11 protein-coding genes are annotated in these 18,826 nt (G+C 39.5%); 4 read left to right on the top strand and 7 right to left on the bottom strand.

Annotated elements, in window-relative coordinates; genetic code table 11:
* Positions 1-187: 187 nt before the first annotated feature.
* The gene (locus P162_RS00910; protein WP_031425300.1) at positions 188-2,647 is read left to right on the top strand and encodes a zinc-dependent metalloprotease; all 2,460 of its coding nucleotides are present in this window, start codon (positions 188-190) and stop codon (positions 2,645-2,647) included.
* Between the two features lie 162 nt (positions 2,648-2,809).
* Positions 2,810-3,235, top strand: a complete 426-nt coding sequence (locus tag P162_RS00905; protein ID WP_031425298.1) for a DoxX family protein — start codon at positions 2,810-2,812, stop codon at positions 3,233-3,235.
* Between the two features lie 90 nt (positions 3,236-3,325).
* Here the strand turns inward: P162_RS00905 and P162_RS00900 are convergent, their stop codons facing one another.
* The 7 genes from P162_RS00900 to P162_RS00870 form a co-directional block, all read right to left on the bottom strand.
* The gene (locus tag P162_RS00900) at positions 3,326-4,468 is read right to left on the bottom strand and encodes a permease (RefSeq protein ID WP_051907714.1); all 1,143 of its coding nucleotides are present in this window, start codon (positions 4,466-4,468) and stop codon (positions 3,326-3,328) included.
* A 7-nt stretch (positions 4,469-4,475) separates the two neighbouring features.
* The gene (locus P162_RS00895) at positions 4,476-5,669 is read right to left on the bottom strand and encodes a pyridoxal phosphate-dependent aminotransferase (RefSeq protein WP_031425295.1); all 1,194 of its coding nucleotides are present in this window, start codon (positions 5,667-5,669) and stop codon (positions 4,476-4,478) included.
* A 233-nt stretch (positions 5,670-5,902) separates the two neighbouring features.
* Positions 5,903-6,379: a ferritin-like domain-containing protein gene (locus P162_RS00890; RefSeq protein ID WP_031425293.1), complete on the bottom strand. Its 477-nt coding sequence runs from the start codon at positions 6,377-6,379 to the stop codon at positions 5,903-5,905.
* 244 nt (positions 6,380-6,623) lie between these two features.
* Positions 6,624-6,980 (bottom strand): response regulator transcription factor, encoded by a 357-nt coding sequence (locus tag P162_RS00885; RefSeq protein WP_031425291.1) that lies wholly within the window; start codon positions 6,978-6,980, stop codon positions 6,624-6,626.
* 162 nt (positions 6,981-7,142) lie between these two features.
* Positions 7,143-8,024, bottom strand: coding sequence for a DUF808 domain-containing protein (locus P162_RS00880; RefSeq protein ID WP_031425290.1), 882 nt, complete (start codon positions 8,022-8,024; stop codon positions 7,143-7,145).
* A gap of 211 nt (positions 8,025-8,235) precedes the next feature.
* Positions 8,236-9,240: an L-glyceraldehyde 3-phosphate reductase gene (gene mgrA / locus P162_RS00875; protein WP_031425288.1), complete on the bottom strand. Its 1,005-nt coding sequence runs from the start codon at positions 9,238-9,240 to the stop codon at positions 8,236-8,238.
* A gap of 37 nt (positions 9,241-9,277) precedes the next feature.
* The gene (locus P162_RS00870; RefSeq protein ID WP_031425286.1) at positions 9,278-12,784 is read right to left on the bottom strand and encodes a VCBS repeat-containing protein; all 3,507 of its coding nucleotides are present in this window, start codon (positions 12,782-12,784) and stop codon (positions 9,278-9,280) included.
* Between the two features lie 419 nt (positions 12,785-13,203).
* Here P162_RS00870 and xylA point away from each other — a divergent pair, with 419 nt between their 5' ends.
* Both xylA and P162_RS00860 read left to right on the top strand, forming a co-directional pair.
* Entirely contained in the window at positions 13,204-14,523 is a 1,320-nt protein-coding gene (gene xylA / locus P162_RS00865; RefSeq protein ID WP_031425284.1) for a xylose isomerase, read from the top strand.
* A gap of 206 nt (positions 14,524-14,729) precedes the next feature.
* Entirely contained in the window at positions 14,730-18,809 is a 4,080-nt protein-coding gene (locus P162_RS00860) for an endonuclease/exonuclease/phosphatase family protein (RefSeq protein ID WP_031425283.1), read from the top strand.
* Positions 18,810-18,826 lie beyond the last annotated feature (17 nt).

Raw genomic sequence — 18,826 nt, 5'->3', positions numbered from 1 at the left:
ACTACTTTATTCTTTTTCAAAATCTTGAGTTTGTTCTTCTTTATGTGATTAAAAGTATACTCAACATCAAATAAATGCTGAAAGAAGACTAACAAAGTTGTATATAAATCTTTGAGTATTAGTAAAAAATTAAGAAAATTTTGGTTGCTGTTCGGTTAAATTCCATTTTTTCAAACCTAATTTATTTATGACAACAAAAAACTACTATTTGCCCTTACTGGCTGCATTGCTGCTCTTCAGCATTTCTTGTTCCAGCTTAAAAAAAACAAAAGGAGGCGATGCCGCTACCACAGAAGAAAAAAAAGATGCTAAAAATGGTTTAAAATCTTATGATAAAGTCATTACCAAAGAAGCGATAACTGATGCTGGCCTTTTTGCCGTACATACGGTAAATGACGACTTCTTTTACGAGATCCCAGATAGTTTGTTTAACCGGGACATGCTTATGGTCACGCGAATCGCCAAAACCGCAGCTGAGATTGGCTTTGGCGGTGGTAAGACCAATACGCAGGTGCTGCGCTGGGAGAAGAAACCTAAAAAAGTGCTTCTTAGGGTAGTTTCTTATGAAACATTTGCCGCTGATTCGCTGCCCATTCATGAGGCGGTCAAAAATTCTAATTTTGATCCCGTCTTATTTGCTTTTGATATCAAAGCGCTAGGGAAGGATTCTACGAGCACCGTAATCCAGGTCAATAAGTTGTACGAAGATGATGTACAGCCTTTGGGGATACCAGATTATTACAGGGAGCGCTACAAAATTTCAAGCGTTGACAGTGATCGTAGTTATATAGAAAGCTTAAAAAGCTATCCCATAAACATTGAATCCAGACACGTAAAAACCTATAAAGCCAAAGAACCGCCCAGCAACGAAAGCGTAGGTTCCATTTCTGTCGAAATGAGCAATTCTATGATTTTATTGCCCAAAGAGCCCATGCGTCGCCGGTATTTTGACCAGCGCGTAGGATGGTTTGCCAGGGGTCAGGTGGATTACGGACTGGATGCCCAGGAGAGTAAAACAGTAAAATATCTTGATCGTTGGAGACTGGAAGTTAAAGAGGAAGATATGGCCAAATATAAGGCCGGCGAACTTGTAACGCCCAAAAAACAAATTGTTTATTATATAGACCGGGCCACGCCAAATAAATGGGTGCCTTTTATCAAACAAGGTATAGAAGACTGGCAGGTTGCCTTTGAAGCAGCTGGTTTTAAAGAGGCGATTATCGCGAAAGATGCGCCCACGGTAGCAGAAGATCCAGACTGGTCGCCGGAAGATGCACGATATTCCACCGTGCGTTATCTGGCATCGCCCATTCCCAATGCGAATGGTCCGCATGTAAGCGACCCACGTAGCGGAGAAATCCTGGAATCAGATATCAACTGGTACCATAATGTAATGACCTTGCTGCGCAACTGGTATTTTGTACAGACCGCGGCGATTAATGAAGAGGCGCGGGGAGTGGCTTTCAAAGATGAGATCATGGGCAGGTTGATTCGGTTTGTATCTTCTCATGAAGTGGGGCATACGTTAGGATTACCGCACAATATGGGCAGCAGTGTGGCCTATCCGGTCGACTCTTTACGCTCTGCGGAATTTACCAAGAAATACGGTACGGCTCCTTCTATCATGGATTATGCGCGGTTCAATTATATCGCCCAGCCCGGTGATGACGGTGTTGCGTTGATGCCTAATATTGGTATTTACGATAAATATGCCATTAAATGGGGCTATAAACCTATTTTAGAGGCTTCCGCCAAAAGCGAAAAGGAGACTTTAGATCAATGGATTTTAGAACATGCCGGAGATCCTATGTACCGTTTTGGGGCACAACAGCGCGATATTGTAGATCCAAGTTCGCAAACCGAAGATTTAGGCGATGATGCAGTAAAAGCAAGCCGTTATGGCATTGCAAACCTGAAACGAATCGTTCCCAACTTGATTGAATGGACAAAAGAAGATGGTAAAAATTATGACGATCTGGGTACATTGTACGGCCAGGTTTTAAGTCAGTACAACCGGTACATGGGCCATGTTTCTAACAACGTAGGTGGTGTTTATGAATACAATAAAACCTATGATCAGCAAGGAGCGGTATACAGCCCGGTACTTAAAAAACGTCAACAGGAAAGCCTTTCATTTTTAAATGAGGAACTTTTCACCACGCCCATGTGGATGATTGATGAAAATATCCTGAACAAAATCGAACACGACGGTAATCTGGAACGCATCCGCAGTACGCAAGTAAGGACACTCAATAATATCCTTGATTTTGGCCGTATGGCGCGTATGATAGAGAATGAAACACTTTACAATTCTGAAGCTTATTCGTTACCTGCCATGATGAGCGATCTTAGAACAGGTATTTTTAGCGAACTCAACCAAGGCGCAAAAATAGATACGTACCGCAGGAACCTGCAACGCGCTTATATAGATCGACTGGAATACTTAATGACAAAAGATCAGGAAGGCCGCAACGCGACGGAAGTCAACGTGGGCCAGTCAGATATACGGGCCGTAGTGCGGGAACAATTAAAGGTATTGCAGGGCCAGACCGCAAGGGCCGCAGGTAGAAGCGGGGATTCCATGAGTAGCATACATTTAAAGGATCTAAATGAGCGAATAGATCGAATTCTGGATCCACGCATATAATTTAAGATATTTTGGATTTTTAAGGGCCTTTCCATAATTGGAAAGGTTTTTTTATTCAAACTTTTTATAGTCGGAAAATAGCTTTTAAGCACAAAATCATTATTTTATTGTAGATTAGTGCGCATAGAGAGAATTTTTAATTCCGTTTTATAAAAAGAAATTATGACCTATCAGACTAATCTCAACCTCAAGGCAACTGATTTTGCACTGCTATTTTTTAGGATTGCACTTGCACTTATGATGCTCGTACATGGAATTCCCAAATTACTGACCCTTTTTGGCGATGCCGAAATTCAGTTTGCAGATCCTATGGGTCTCGGTATGACTGCAAGCCTGGCGCTGGCCGTTTTTGCTGAAGTAATTTGCTCTATACTGCTACTTCTTGGATTGGGTACCCGTCTCGCCGCTATCCCGCTTATTATTACCATGCTTGTTGCCATTCTAATTGTTCATGTTCCAGATGGATGGGGGAGACAGGAACTACCCACGCTTTATGCCGTTTGTTATGTGGTTTTATTACTTACAGGTCCTGGAAAATACTCCCTGGATCATATATTTTTAAAGAACAAGAAGAGTAAAATAGCCTAAAAGGATAATATATTAGTGTTTTCGATATTTAAAAGCAAAGCCCTAGAAACAATAGTTTTTAGGGCTTTGCTGTTTAAAATTTTTAAACGATCATGAACCTTCTTCAATGGGCAAATTATAGGCCGTTTTAACCGATTTATTGCCTTTTAAAGCAATTTTTGACACATAATTATAACCAATATAAGCAATACCCGGTATACTAAGTACAGCTCCCAAAACTAAAATGGTACTTACGGAGGTAAAAACTGTGCCGCTGGAAAGCACACCCAGAATTACCAGAACCGAAAATGGAAAAGAAAGGGCAAGAAGACCAATCGCAAAATCTGCATTGAACGTGCGTTTACTAGTGATCACGTCTTCCTTCTCCAGGGTTTCAACGGCGGCAATATGGGCAAATGGCCAGAAACTACAGGAACTTAATGAAAATACAAGCAGCAAAAGAATATCATTCGCACTATTCAAACCAATGATCGCAATAATCATTGCCGCAAAGAATACCGCAAAACCTGCACGTAGGGAAAGCATCCCAAAAATCTGAAAGAACTGTTCCTTTTTAATATTTACCGCCAGTCCTATATAAAGCAATACCAGGGGGGTCATCATCAAGCTTAGGCGTTGCATGGATTCTCCTATCACAAAAGGAAGTGTTTTCATATTGATACCAAAACATACGAGGAGCAATGCTGCGCCTATGAACAAATTTACCGGTTCAGAAACCAATGCGATAAGCAATTCCTTGATTTTAGTCTTGTTGCTGCGGTTATTCTTTTTATTTAAGGCATAGTAAAAACGCATCGCCACAACATAAAGAATCAGTAAAACGAAAATTTTATTGCCCAGATCTGCCATCGCCGCTTTCGCCAGATAGTTTTCCCCTAAAAATTCAAGAATAAAAGGGAAACAAGAAAGTCCCGGGGCCAGAGAAGGGATCAATAGTTGGGCAGTTCTGTATTTTGGGCTTCCCTTTTTAATACCCAATGCGGGTAGTATATAGGGGAAAATAAAGAATAGGATTATATTGAGAAAAAGTGCCAATACGGGCAGAATCAGTAAATCGATCTTCACCTGTATTCCCATTAAAGCTATAAAGATAGTTGCAGGAAGGGCGAGGTTCAGAATGATTTTTTTAACACCGTTCAATTCCGCACTTCCATTGAATTTATATTTCAATAGCAAACCTATACCTATAAATACTATAAAGAGCAGTGACTTCTGAAGTGTGAATACGTCCATAATAGGTTTAAACTAGAATAGCATCTATAGCATCTTTGAAATATTCCATTTCTTTCATGGTACCCATACTCACACGGCACCAATCCTGATCCCAGAATTTAAAGGCACGAACGACCACTTTCCTATCATAGATATTTTCCAGAAAAGTATCGCCGGGCATGTCAATGGGAAACATGACAAAATTGGTTTGCGAGGGCATAAAATCAAAACCACGGCTTGTAAGATAGGAAGTGGTATAGTTGCGGGCTTCTACAAGTTTGTCCTTACAGGAAGTCAAATATTCGGTATCGTCCATACTAGCAGATCCGGCAGCGATCGTGGGACCTGTTATCCCCATCCCACCACGGGTAATCTCATTGATGGCATTGAGGGATTCGGTTTTGCCCAGCATGTAGCCCAAGCGCAACCCGGCCATACCGTGAATCTTGGAAAAAGTGCGCGAAACGAAAATGTTGCAACCTTCGGCAACAAGGGGGACCATACTGTTTGCCAGGCCACCGTCTGACAATTCAATATAGGCTTCATCAACAAAGACGGGTACCTTCCTCGAAACCCTTCTGCAAAAAGATTTTAACGCTTCAGTATCTGTTATGGTAGCGGTAGGATTGTTAGGATTTGTAATATAGACCAATTTTGTATCGCTATCAATTGCGGCTTCCATAGCAGGTAGATCATGCTGATAATCTGGGGTAAGTTTGATGGCCTTCCATGCACCACCGGCAGCTTTGGCAACACTAACTAAAGACATATAGCTGGGGTCTGCACTCACCACATTTCCACCTTTTTGAAAATAAACTAATGCTGTCTTTTCCAAAAGGTCTGAAGAACCAGGAGCCATCATCACCTGTTCTTCTTTGACACCTTCATAAGTAGCTATTTTTTTGACAAGATCATCTAATGAACTCCAGGAATAGTGATTACCGTCCCATACTGCTTTTTGAAAAGCCTTCGCTGCCATTTTTGAAGGCCCATGAGGATTTTCATTCCAGACTAAACGTGCATTTACCGTACTAAGGTCTGGTAACTTAGGAGGCGTAAATTCGTTAAACGTACTTTTGTGGTATAGAAACTTCCTACCTTCCTGTTGTGCTTCTTTAACGGTAGACGCCCAGATTTGCTGTGGGGCGAAGGCCATTGCACCCATTGCTACTGCGCTTTGCTTTAACCAGGTTCTTCGGGATGATGTTGTTTGAATAGTCATAATAGTTGAATGATAAGTTTGTTTTAAATTTATCATAACGATGTGACTTATTTGGTGCTAATAAAATAATAATAACATCAAATAACTGAAAATAAATGATTTTTATTTACAATAAAATAAATATCCTTCATTCTCAAAATGTGCTAAATATGTGTTTTATAAGATTTTATATTCATTTAATGCCATAAAAAAAGCCCAGTTTTACTGGACTTTGATTTGCAAAATAGGGTTGATTAATCATGAAGATCTTCTAACCTTTTAACGTTGTTAAAGGTCTTTTGAATTTCATCAAGTTGTTTGGCAATAACCTGTTCGATTTTTGCTGGAAGTTTATGTTTTTTGATAACTTCTTCATATTCTTCTACACTTGCCTTCTCGCCACGGATGCACTCTTCTAAAATGGCTTCATCATCATTACCGGCAATAGCAGATTTTAAATCGATCCATGCTCTGTGTACAGATGCTGTAGCACTCCCTTTTTCTGTAGGCTGTGCGTTTAAAGCTCGAATTTCAAAATCTATTTCAGTAGCAAAGCGATTGCGTTTTACTGCTTCTTTTTTTAAATATGTTTTTAAAGCTTCGTGCTTTGAATTTTCTATAGCTTTTTTAAAACCTTTTTCGGCATCATAGTTCTTTTCCAATAATTCCTGAAGAGCCTCTACAATATCATCGTGGTTTTTCTCTTTTATACTTTCGTTAGTCGTATTCATAATGCTTATAAATTTTATTTATTTAATTAAAGATCAAATTAATAGTTAATCACAGCATTTTATCTTAACAAATAGCCATTTCTAAAAGGTTTAACATTATAAGTAATGCTTTGAGAACTTGATCTATGTTGATATTGTCCTACAAACTTGAAATTTTTTATGTAGAATATAATAATCTTCACCTTGATTTAAGAAAAGGACCTAACGGTTTGTAATAAAATATATAAGACCCTTATAAAAGTATTTAGCCCAATGTAGCCTGCACACGATTTGCAAAAGTTTCAATATCAAAGGGTTTATAGATAAAATTTGTTGCGCCAGCACGCAAACAATCTTCTTCACTTTCACTAAGTGCAGACATCATTAAAATAGGAATGTTGGAAATGGATGATGTTTGGCGAATATCATGGCAAACTATAGTGCCATCTATGCCAGACAAGAGTTTATCAAGTACCACTAAGTCAAAACTTTCCTCTATTAGAATTTCAATAGCCTTAATAGGACTCCTTAATAGGTTTACGGTATGGTTGCTAAACTCTAAAATATCCTTGACCATAAGGCCTAGATTGTGGTCATCTTCAATAAGGAGTATTTTGGACATTTGTTGAGTTTGGAGAATGTAGTTGGTATCTCAAAAATGCATAAAATTTTATCAAAATCAAAATTAACTTTGTGATAGCGCTCTCGAAAATGGCTATTGAGTTAATATTTCCAAAACTAAGAATTAGAGGAGGATTATATAAAATTGAACTAGGAGACTTTCCTAGTTTTTGCCCTTAATCGCTTTCCAGATTTTCAAACTTCCGCTCACGATCAATAAAGTAACAATTCCCATAACAACGCCTACTAAAAATTCACCTATAATACCAGGGAGGCCTTCTACCAGATGATGTACAAATTCAAGATTGTGTACAAAGATTCCCCCGGAGACAAGCAGTAAGGCGATCGTGCCAATAAATGAAAGTCCTTTTATTACCATAGGTAGCGCCCTTACCAGAAAACGACCTATTTTATCAGAAATGCTGTTTTCTTCCTCATTAAGGTCTATCAATTTAGCGCCAAATTCATCCATTCTTACAATTAGGGCCACGATACCATATACCCCAATAGTAGCAACTATTGCTATAATCGAGACCACTATAATCTTTGTGGCCAGGACTTCACCCTCAACTGCACCAAGAGCAATAATGACTATCTCTATTGAAAGTATAAAGTCAGTTAAAATGGCTGCTTTTATTTTTTCTTTCTCCCTGGCTATCAATTCTTCTTTAGAAAGATCTGTAATATCCTCTACATGCATTTTTTCTGAATGCGGAAAAAAATACTCATATACTTTTTCAGCACCTTCATAGGCAAGGTACAGTCCACCAATGATCAAGATGACCGTAATGGCCACGGGAACAAAGGCGCTCAAGAGGAAAGCTATAGGTAAAATGATTAACTTATTGAGGAGTGATCCTTTAGTAATCGCCCATAGTACCGGAATTTCACGGGAAGATATGAAACCGGAAGCTTTCTCGGCGTTTACAGCGAGATCATCACCAAGTAGACCAGCAGTTTTTTTAGCGGCAACTTTACTCATGATCGCAACGTCATCCATAAGTGCCGCGATATCATCTAGAAGTGCAAAAAATCCTGAAGCCATATGTATATGTTGTAATTGTGGGCAATATATAAATTTAAATAAATATAAATCGCTATTTCAAAAGAGGATAGGAAAGTCTGGATTATACCCTCTAAAAGCCTTGGTTTTCCTTACGGCTATTTCTTCCTTTGATACAAATAATAATGCCCGTATATTTTTATACGGGCATTGGAATTATAGAAAAAATATATTTAACCTGAAAGTGAGAAGTTTAGTTTAGTATCTCTTCTATTTTTTTTAGTTCATCATCACTAAAATTAAGATTGTTCAATGCCTGTACATTATCTTTCAATTGGTCTACTTTACTAACGCCTACCAATACGGAGGTTACACGCTTATCTTTAAGTAGCCATACAATTGCCATTTGAGCAAGGCTTTGGTTTCTATTTTGAGCGATTTCATTGAGTTTTTTAATCTGATCAACAACTTTAGGGGTGATCTGCTCTTCACTTAGATAGCTGCCTTGTGTTGCAGCCCGTGAATCTTTAGGAATACCGTTGAGGTATTTGCCGGTAAGAATTCCCTGCTCTAAAGGTGAAAATACAATACTTCCCACGCCAACTTTCTCTAACGTGTCCATCAATTTATTTTCTTCCACCCATCGATCCATCATATTGTAACGCGGCTGATGGATGAGAAATGGAGTGCCCATATCTTTTAACAACGCTGCGGCACGTGCGGTTTCTTCTGCTTTATAATTAGAAACACCCACATAAAGAGCTTTACCAGAGCGTACAATTTGATCTAGCGCACCCATGGTTTCTTCGAGCGGGGTATCTGGATCTGGGCGGTGATGATAGAAAATATCAACATACTCCAGACCCATTCGTTTTAGGGATTGATTAATGCTTGAAATGAGATACTTTCTGGAACCAAAATTACCATAAGGACCAGGCCACATGTCATATCCAGCTTTGGATGAAATGATAAGTTCATCACGATAGGACTTAAAATCCTCTTTAAAAAGACGTCCAAAATTTTCTTCGGCAGAACCATAGGGAGGTCCATAATTATTGGCGAGATCAAAATGTGTTATTCCCTGATCAAAAGCACTTCTTAATATAGCACGGCTAGTTTCAAAATTGTCCTTATAACCGAAATTATGCCAGAGACCCAAGGAGATTAGAGGCAGATTTATACCGCTCTTTCCACAGCGACGGTACTGCATGCTATCATAGCGGTTTTCTGATGCGATGTATTTTTTAGTAATATTCATGGTTTATTATTTAGTTTAAAGGTATTATATAATTCATTTATGGTACTCTGAAGGCTTCTACTGAAACAGAACGTTTTTCGTTTTTTGAATTAAAGATGAAAATTTCTTTGGCGTCATTGGGAATTTTGAACATTCTGGAGTTTTGAGAAAGATACCCAGCTCCAAAATAAAACTCATGTTTGTAGGTTCTTCCGTCAGAGCATTTGATCAGTGCATAACTATCGGTAGGAGTTAATGGAATGATCGCACTTGCATTTTTTGATGTAAAACATTGAAGGGCGCCATCGTTATTTGCAACAAGAAAATCTATAGCGTCCTTTTTCACCAGTTGGGCGATACCCCGGGCATCTCCAGGGGTTTTAAAACCACTTTCATTTGCGGGAACACTAATGAAATTTCCATTCCCATCGCCAGATAATACAGTTCCTATAGCGCTGTTTAGCGACCCTCCCAGAGTTTCAGTATCGGTTCTGTTACCGGTCAGCAATAGGTCTAGATTACCATCACTGTTCAAATCTGCAATAGATATACCATAGACTGGTGCGATTTGAGCAGGTAGAGGTAAATCTTTATAAGTAAAGGTGCCGTTTCCCTTATTTTCAATATAAATGGATTTAAGACAATTGATTTTTTTTGCGGAAGCGCCTTTTAGTTCTTCTTTGGAAAACATCTGATCGAAAGTGGTTTTACCATAATCGCTGTAAAAGGTAAATCTTTTTTTCATACTGGCAATTTGGCTGATCAGGGCATCCCTTGAGGGTAAGGGATAGTTTATTCCGTTTACATAATAGCCTATAATTGGATCAATTTTTCCATTATTGTCAAAATCCTTGAAGACAATGGTAATGGGTTCTTCTTGCGTAGCCTTAAGGTCTATGTTCTCACCCAGGTTACCCACAATATAATCTATGTCTCCATCTTTGTCAAAATCACCACCATTTATGCTGTTCCAAAATCCACTGAGGCCGGCCATTTCAGTCTGTGATGAAACATTCTTAAATTTACCATTTTGATTTTCAAAAAAGGTTATCTGCATCCATTCACCCACAATAATAAGGTCTACCGCGCCATCATTATTAAAATCTGTCCAGAGCGCTGAGGTAACCATCCCTAACGCTGATAATTCCTGAGCAAGATCATGCGTTACATCTTTAAAAATACCATTATCATTTCTCAGTATGTAGCTTCCATCTGCCAGAGGATAACTATTTGGTCTAAGTCTTGAACCTATAAATAAGTCCAAATCACCATCACGATCATAATCTGAAGCATTTACGGTAGCTGTACTGGCATTAATTTGCGGTAGTGTACTGGAAATACCAAAGCTACCATCTGGATTTTGATAATACAATTGGTCGCTATAATTTTCAGATTTGTCAGGAAATTCGCTCCCTCCGCTCGCGACATAAATATCAATGCGCCCATCGTTGTTGAAATCTGCCATGATGCTTCCCAGTTGTTCAAAATTCCAAGATTGAGGCAGGCTTTGACCTTTTTCAAATTCACCATTTTTTTGCTGCATCCATACATAAGAGGTGTCATTCAAAGCAGTTGTAAACAAAAGATCTTCCAGACCATCCTGATCTATATCGCCCACAGCAATACCCGGTCCTTCGCGTGACAGCATTCTAAGAAGCAAAGGATTCTCCTGAAAATCAACAAAATTGTTTTCTGTGTGTTTAATAGTAGATAACTTATTTTCTACATTTTTTAAAAGTGTATTTTTTCGTTCAGGTTTCTTATTTGTAAAAGTTTCGGCGTCTTTGTAGTTGAGAATAAGTTGCTGGTTACTTACTATGCCGTACAATTTTTCCGATTTGCCATCTGGCCAATCAATACGAATACTGTCCATATTTTTTCTGTTTCCAAGGCCAAAGTGAAGTTTATAATCTACCGAGGATAAATACCCGCGCACAGGATATTGATTTGCTTTTTGAATCGTATCCCCATAATAAAGGGAGATTTGAGCTCCTATCCCTTTTGGATTATGGGAAGGACCTTCTAGGTCTACACTCAGGAAATGGGCGTTCCGGGAATTATTTTCAACGGTTTTATTCTTATAGATAAATGCGCCTTCGTTGATGTTGTTAGACACCAGGTCCAGATCCCCATCCAGATCAAGATCAGCATATAGGGCACCATTTGAAATGCTTAGGGGTGCATCGCTCCATTTTTCGGTAACATTTTCAAAGGATCCTTCACCTTTATTTTTAAAGAAGTAATTGGCAATATTTATTGTTTTTAATTCCTGAATGTCATTGTAAATCCTCCTTTTCCGAATAGAATCCCCACCAAAAGGATTTTTATAACCATCAGCGTAGTTCGTAAAATCCAGATCTGTAATATCCTTCCCATACCCATTGGTCAAGAAAAGATCCTTAAGACCATCATTGTCAAGGTCTACTAGTAGTGGTGCCCAGCTCCAGTCTGTTTTATGGATGCCTGCTAATCGTCCTACTTCAGAAAATGAGGAATCCCTGTTTCTTAACTGCAAGGTGTTACGTACGTATTGTGGCATATACCCCATACGATAGCGCATCGCTTGATTGTTATAGTTCATAGCCTGCGTCATGGTTTTATTGTGCAGGTTTTCTTCGGGAAGCATATCCATCTGTACAATATCTTCAAGACCATCATTGTTATAATCTGCGATATCCAGACCCATACCGTTTGAAGAGGTTTGTTTTATATAATCGAGAATACCGTTTGTAAAGGTACCATCACCGTTGTTTATCCATAATAAATCATTTGTTATAAAATCATTTGAGCAATAAACATCTGGCCATCCATCATTATTTACATCTAATATGCCCACACCCAGGCCATAACCTTCGATGGTTATACCAGCTTCACCAGAAACATTGGTAAAGGTATTATCACCATTATTCCTGTAAAGCCTGTCTGTGGTTTTGCCACTCGCGTCCTGTTTGATAGGGCGGATATTATTATGATTGAAAGAATCAATACCATTAGTTAATAAGTACATATCAAGATCTCCATCTTTGTCATAGTCAAAGAATACGGCTTGCGTACTGTATCCATTATCATTAAGACCATAAGCATTTGCCTTTTCCTTAAATGTATTATTGCCTTGATTTATATAAAGTTGATTTTCAGACTTGCCACTTTCCCTATTCGCAATACAGACATATATATCCATAAAGTTATCACAGTTTATGTCTACAAAACTGACACCGGTTACCCAACCTTCTTTTGATATACCGGCAGGTATAGTTATATCTTCAAATTCCAGGTTGCCTTTATTGAGATATAATTTAGAAGGGACCTGGTTGCCACCAAAGAAAAGATCTGGCAGTCCATCATTATTTATGTCTCCAGTTCCCACACCAGACCCATTGTATATATAGACAAAGTTAATAGGGTTAAATTCAAATGTTTCTTCTATCGCATTATTAAAATTAATGCCGGTTTTTGAAGCAGGCAGTAATTCGAATTTGACGGGAACACTATTTTTTTCACATCCCGTAAAAATTAAGAGCGCTAAAGCCAGAAAGCGTAAAGCATTTGAGTTAACAATCAACATGTATTTATTTAATGAATTTAAAATCTTCAAACGGAATACCTTTGACGAAAATTAATGATATTTATAACAAAGTAGAGACAAAGCTGGAAATTTCATTTAGCTGTATTTTTATAGAATAATACGACGATTTCTAGGAATAATTACCAATAGAAGTCTAAAACGTTCATAAATAATTCAAATGTATATTTTTTGATATTAATTATTGCTTAATCTAAAAAATTGGTTATACTTGTAGTCAGTTAAACTATAAGAAGGTAATTAGTGATTTTTCAGAGTTGCCAAATTTTGAATTTTTTAGAAATACCCTAGTATTTCTTTTTATAGTATACTGTAAATCTTCGATATTTTTTATATTTTAAGATAGATAAATAGACTTATTTTCAAAAAAACCAACCAATAAAAATTAAAATCTACAACGTATGAGTTCAGATAATAAATTTTTCAAGAATATTGATACAATTCAATTTGAGGGCAAGGACAGCAAAAATCCCATGGCCTTTAAATATTATGATGAAAACCGAAAGGTTGCTGGTAAAACCCTTAAAGAGCACCTTCGTTTTGCTACTGCTTACTGGCACACCTTCAATAATACAGGTGCAGATCCTTTTGGACCGGGAACCGAAACATTCGCATGGGACAAAAATCAAGATCCTATTGCCCGCGCAAAGGATAAGATGGATGCTGCATTTGAGTTTATGACAAAACTTGGTATGCCCTATTATTGTTTTCATGATGTTGATGTTGTAGATGAAGCACCTACCTTGAAAGAATTTGAGGAACGCCTGCAAACTATGGTTGAGTATGCTAAACAAAAACAAGAAGATACAGGCATAAAACTTCTTTGGGGAACTTCAAACCTGTTTAGTAATAAACGCTATATGAACGGGGCGTCAACCAATCCTAATTTTGATGTACTCGCGTATGCCGGCGGCCAGGCAAAAATAGCGATAGATGCAACCCTCGCTTTAGGAGGTGAGAATTATGTATTCTGGGGTGGTCGTGAAGGATATATGAGTTTGCTGAATACAGATATGAAGCGTGAACAGGAGCATCTTGCACGTTTCTTGCACACCTGTAAGGATTATGCGCGCAAACAAGGTTTTAAAGGTAATTTTTTAATAGAGCCAAAACCTATGGAGCCTATGAAGCACCAGTATGACTACGATGCTGCCACTTCACTAGCTTTTATTGAAAAATATGATCTTCAAAATGATTTTAAACTCAACCTGGAGGTAAACCATGCCACGCTTGCCGGTCATACCTTTCAGCATGAACTTCAGGTAGCTGTTGATGCAGGTATGCTGGGCAGTATAGATGCAAACCGGGGCGATTATCAAAATGGCTGGGATACTGATCAATTTCCCGTAAATCTTTCTGAAATTACCGAGGCAATGCTTGTAATCTTAGAAGGAGGAGGGATACAAGGCGGAGGTGTGAACTTTGATGCAAAAGTAAGAAGAAACTCTACTGATCTTGAAGATAAGTTTATAGCTCATGTTGCCGGGATGGATATATTTGCCCGTGGATTGATCTGCGCAAGTGAGATATTGGAGAATTCTGATTATAAAAAACTTCGCAAAGAACGTTACTCTTCTTTTGATAGTGGCAAAGGGGCTGAATTTGAGAATGGATCTTTATCTCTGGAAGATCTTAGTAAAATTGCAAATGAGAAGGGAGAACCTAAACAAATGAGCGGTAGACAAGAACTCTTTGAGCAGATCATCGCTACTTCTTACTAATTCAATAAAATTTTTTTAATACTGTCGGGGGCAGTACTTATTGAGAGCCTGTCAAACTTTTTGACAGGCTTTTTTTGTATTTAATTGATCAATTTTTGATTTAAGGTGTAAAAAGTTAACACTGACTTAATCTTTAAATGATGAATAAGTTTGTAAAATATCGATGATTTGTCAGAAATTGCCGTTTAAACCCAAACTTAAATCAAATGATTAAAAATTTACGCAATCTATTGTTTATGCTTACACCCATTTTAGGGTTCTCACAGAGCATTTTTATCAATGAAATTCACTATGACAACGACGGTGCAGATATTGAAGAAGCTATTGAGGTAGCCGCCCCTGCGGGAACACTCTTAGATGGTTGGCAATTGGTGCTCTACAATGGCTCCAACGGCGCACCTTACAATACGCTTGATCTTGCCGGTACTGTGGCAGATCAGGTGGGTGGTTACGGTACACAGGTCGTTTCCCTACCTTCTAACGGTTTGCAAAACGGAAGTCCAGACGGTATCGCATTATTAGACGCCACAGGAACTGTTGCGCAATTTCTTTCCTACGAAGGCACGATGATGGCCGCCAGCGGCGCCGCAGCTGGACTTGAAAGTGAAGATATAGGTGTTGAAGAAACAAATGCTACTCCCATTGGCGCATCTTTATCACTTGTAGGTGATGGTAATGCATATGAGGATTTTACCTGGGAAGTTACAGCAGTTAATTCTTTCGGTGAAATAAATACAGGTCAGACGTTCAATGGGCAAGCGACCGCTCCAAAAATCAATGAATTTGTCTTTAACCATACCGGTTCAGATACAGATGAGTTTGTGGAAATTTTAGGTTCTGCTACTTCAGATATATCCGCATACAGTCTCCTGATTATAGAGGGCGATGAGAACGCACTGGGAATCATAGATGTCGTTTTACCATTGACAACTACAGATGAAAATGGCTATTTTGTTACTAATTTTAGCTCAAATACCTTCGAAAATGGCTCTCAAACCCTCCTTTTGGTAGCAGATTTTACAGGAGCTGTGGGAGATGATCTTGATGCGAACGATGATGGTGCGCTTGACAGCGAACCCTGGTCTGCCATTGCAGACGGGCTCACCGTCTTGGACGGTGGCGTAAATGACCTTGCCTATTCCGAAACCATATTGAACCCTGATTTTGATGGTGGAACATTTACAGTGGGCGGTGCATCTAGAATACCGGATGGAACGGACACAGACAGCGCTACAGATTGGGTACGCAATAGTTTTAACGGTGCTGGGTTACCCAGTTTCCCAAATGCAGAAACTGAAAGTGGAACCGCTCAAAACACGCCGGGAACAGAAAATCGGTTGGGAACGGTAATAAACGACGCGGAAGTGGTAATTAATGAACTGGATGCTGATACGCAGGGTACGGATACCCAGGAATTCTTGGAACTTTATGACGGCGGACAAGGAAATATTGCTTTGGCAGGACTTGTGGTTGTTCTCTATAATGGAAATAATGACGCCAGCTACGCTGCCTTTGATCTGGATGAATACGCAACAAATGCCGAAGGTTACTTTGTACTGGGCAATACCGATGTCCCTAATGTGGATTATGTGGTAGCAAGTAATACGTTTCAGAACGGTGCCGATGCTGTTGTTGTATACCGCGGGGATGCGACTGATTTTCCTAATGGGACTCCGGTGGTTCTTGATAATATAGTTGATGCAATTGTGTACGGTACCGGTGATGAAACAGATGAGGGGTTACTTCCCTTACTCAATGAAGGTCAGGAACAACTTGATGAAGATATAAATGGTAATAAAGATGGCGAATCTTTACAGCGTGTTCCCAATGGTTCTGGAGGTGTTCGCAATACAGCTACCTACCGCGCAGATCTTCCCACCCCGGGCACAGAAAATGGGGTTGAGGTAGAACCTACCACTCCTATAAGTATCGCCGAGGCGCGTAATGCCGCGGAAGGGGAAACCATAACCATTACCGGTATTCTTACCGTTAGCGACCAGTTTGGCGGGCCTGCCTATATTCAGGACAGTACGGCGGGGATTGCTGTATTTGATGAAGCGGTACAGGGTGATGGCATTTTCACTATTGGTGATTCATTGACCATTACGGGAACAAGAACCTCTTTTAATGGTCTGGTGCAGGTTAGTCCGGTGAATGTGGTGACTAAAAATCAGGCACCTATAGGGCAAATAACTCCAAGGACGATTACTCTGTCACAGTTGGGCGAATATCCCGGCGAACTGGTACGCATAGAAAACGTTGCATTTCCTGCCCCAGGGGATCTTTTCTTCGGAAATTCAAATTATATCGTAACAGATGCCAGTGGTGAAGCGGAATTGCGCATTGATGCAGATTCTGGCGAACTCGTGGGCAAAGCGCAACCAGATACGTGTGCTTCAGTAGTGGGCGTTGTGGGTAGGTTCAATGAAACCTTCCAACTTTTACCTCGTTTGGGAGCGGATATTCCATGTGCCGAACCCTATGTGAATCCGGGTTCTGGTTCTAACATTCCTAAGGAAGACACCTTTGATGTTGCCGCCTGGAATATAGAATGGTTTGGTGACGAGGGCAATTCACCAGCCGCTGGCAACCCACTTTCAGATCCGATACAGCGTGACAGTGTCCTTACCGTTTTAAAAGGTATTGATGCCGATGTATTTGCTGTAGAGGAAATTTCAGATGATGTACTTTTTGCTGAATTGGTATCACTTTTACCAGGTTACGACTATATCCTTTCTGACGCGGTTTCCTATCCTGATGGAACGCCACCGTTTCAGAAGGTTGGTTTCATATATAAAACCGAAACAGTTACTCCCATCAAGACACAGGCGCTTTTGGCAACGATTCATCCCTATTATAACGGTGGTGATGCAAGTGCCCTGGTCAATTACCCGGCAGAGGCAGACCGTTTTTATGCCAGTGGTCGTTTACCGTTTTTAATGACCGCAAATGTCACCATTAACGGTAACAGTCAGGAAATTGACCTTATCGCACTTCATGCGCGTGCAAATAGTGGAACGAGTGCACAAAACCGTTACGATATGCGCAAATATGATGTGGAAGTCCTTAAAGACAGCCTTGACGTACAATTTGCCGATCGTAAAGTGATACTGATGGGAGATTACAACGACGACGTAGATGAAACAGTTGCAGATGGTATAAACACCACTGTTTCCTCTTATGTGGAATATGTGAACGATGCCGCAAATTATAGTGTGGTTACTTCGGTGTTGAGCGATGAGGGTAAACGTTCCTATGTATTCAGGGAAAATATGATAGACCATATTTTAATTACCGATGAACTTTTTGATACCTATTTAGAAGGAAGCGCAACCGTCAATTATGAATATTATGATGCCGATTATACGCAGACCGCTTCAGATCACTTTCCTGTTTCGGCAAGATTTAAATGGAACACACCCTTAAAGTTTGAAGATGTTGAAACCGTTCCTGCTTCCTGCTATGGTGAATCTGATGGTATGGCCACTGTTTATGTTTCTGGCGGTGTTCAACCATATTCCTATTTATGGAGTGATGGCCAGACCGAAGCTACGGCAACAAATCTTATGGAGGGAACGTATAGTGTAAGTATTACAGATGCTGGCGGATCTAATATTGAAGTGAACGCTATAGAAATTACAGCACCAGAAGCCATTACCTATACTGTGCCTAAAACCGTAGATGTTTATAAAGGTTATGAAGATTGTACAACGTTGAGTATTTCGGCTATTGAAGCAGGGGACGCGTATACCATCTTATGGAGTACAGGGGAGACAGCGGAGAATATCAATGTTTGTCCGGCAGAAAGCACGACCTACGAGGTAACCGTAACCAATGCTGATGGTTGCAGTATTACTAAAGAGATTTTTGTAAACGTAATTGACGTTTCCTGTGGTGGAAACCGTTGGAATCCAAAAGTTCAGGTATGCTATAAAGGCAAAACCCTTTGCGTAAGCAGTCACGCTGTCAAAGCACTCCTGCGCAATGGTGGTACACTAGGTAGTTGTTCACAAGCAGAGGAACGAATTATTTTAAGTTCCCTTACACTTTATCCCAACCCTGTGCGCAATACTGGACATATTTCTGTGGAAAGTATACTTGCAGCTACAGTGCGTTTTGAGGTTTACAATCTTTTTGGAATAAAAGTATTTGCCGAAGATGTTTCTGTGGCAGATGGAAAAACTCAAATAAACCTGAATTTTGGAAGTTTATGGCCAGGCATTTATATTTTAAAGCCAAAATATAATGGTAATGTACAGGATTCAAAAGTTTTTGTAAAGCGGTAAATACTACTTAAAACATC

The sequence above is a fragment of the Flavimarina sp. Hel_I_48 genome (assembly GCF_000733945.1).
Lineage (GTDB): Bacteria > Bacteroidota > Bacteroidia > Flavobacteriales > Flavobacteriaceae > Leeuwenhoekiella.
Note: the sequence above shows the minus strand (reverse complement) of the source record. Positions and strands in the feature narration are given on the sequence as shown.

Coding starts and splice junctions, on each gene's coding strand:
- P162_RS00885 (WP_031425291.1), bottom strand. CDS start 6,980: ATGTCCAAAATACTCCTTATTGAAGATGACCACAATCTAGGCCTTATG.
- P162_RS00905 (WP_031425298.1), top strand. CDS start 2,810: ATGACCTATCAGACTAATCTCAACCTCAAGGCAACTGATTTTGCACTG.
- xylA (WP_031425284.1), top strand. CDS start 13,204: ATGAGTTCAGATAATAAATTTTTCAAGAATATTGATACAATTCAATTT.
- P162_RS00880 (WP_031425290.1), bottom strand. CDS start 8,024: ATGGCTTCAGGATTTTTTGCACTTCTAGATGATATCGCGGCACTTATG.
- P162_RS00890 (WP_031425293.1), bottom strand. CDS start 6,379: ATGAATACGACTAACGAAAGTATAAAAGAGAAAAACCACGATGATATT.
- P162_RS00900 (WP_051907714.1), bottom strand. CDS start 4,468: ATGGACGTATTCACACTTCAGAAGTCACTGCTCTTTATAGTATTTATA.
- P162_RS00860 (WP_031425283.1), top strand. CDS start 14,730: ATGATTAAAAATTTACGCAATCTATTGTTTATGCTTACACCCATTTTA.
- mgrA (WP_031425288.1), bottom strand. CDS start 9,240: ATGAATATTACTAAAAAATACATCGCATCAGAAAACCGCTATGATAGC.
- P162_RS00895 (WP_031425295.1), bottom strand. CDS start 5,669: ATGACTATTCAAACAACATCATCCCGAAGAACCTGGTTAAAGCAAAGC.
- P162_RS00870 (WP_031425286.1), bottom strand. CDS start 12,784: ATGTTGATTGTTAACTCAAATGCTTTACGCTTTCTGGCTTTAGCGCTC.
- P162_RS00910 (WP_031425300.1), top strand. CDS start 188: ATGACAACAAAAAACTACTATTTGCCCTTACTGGCTGCATTGCTGCTC.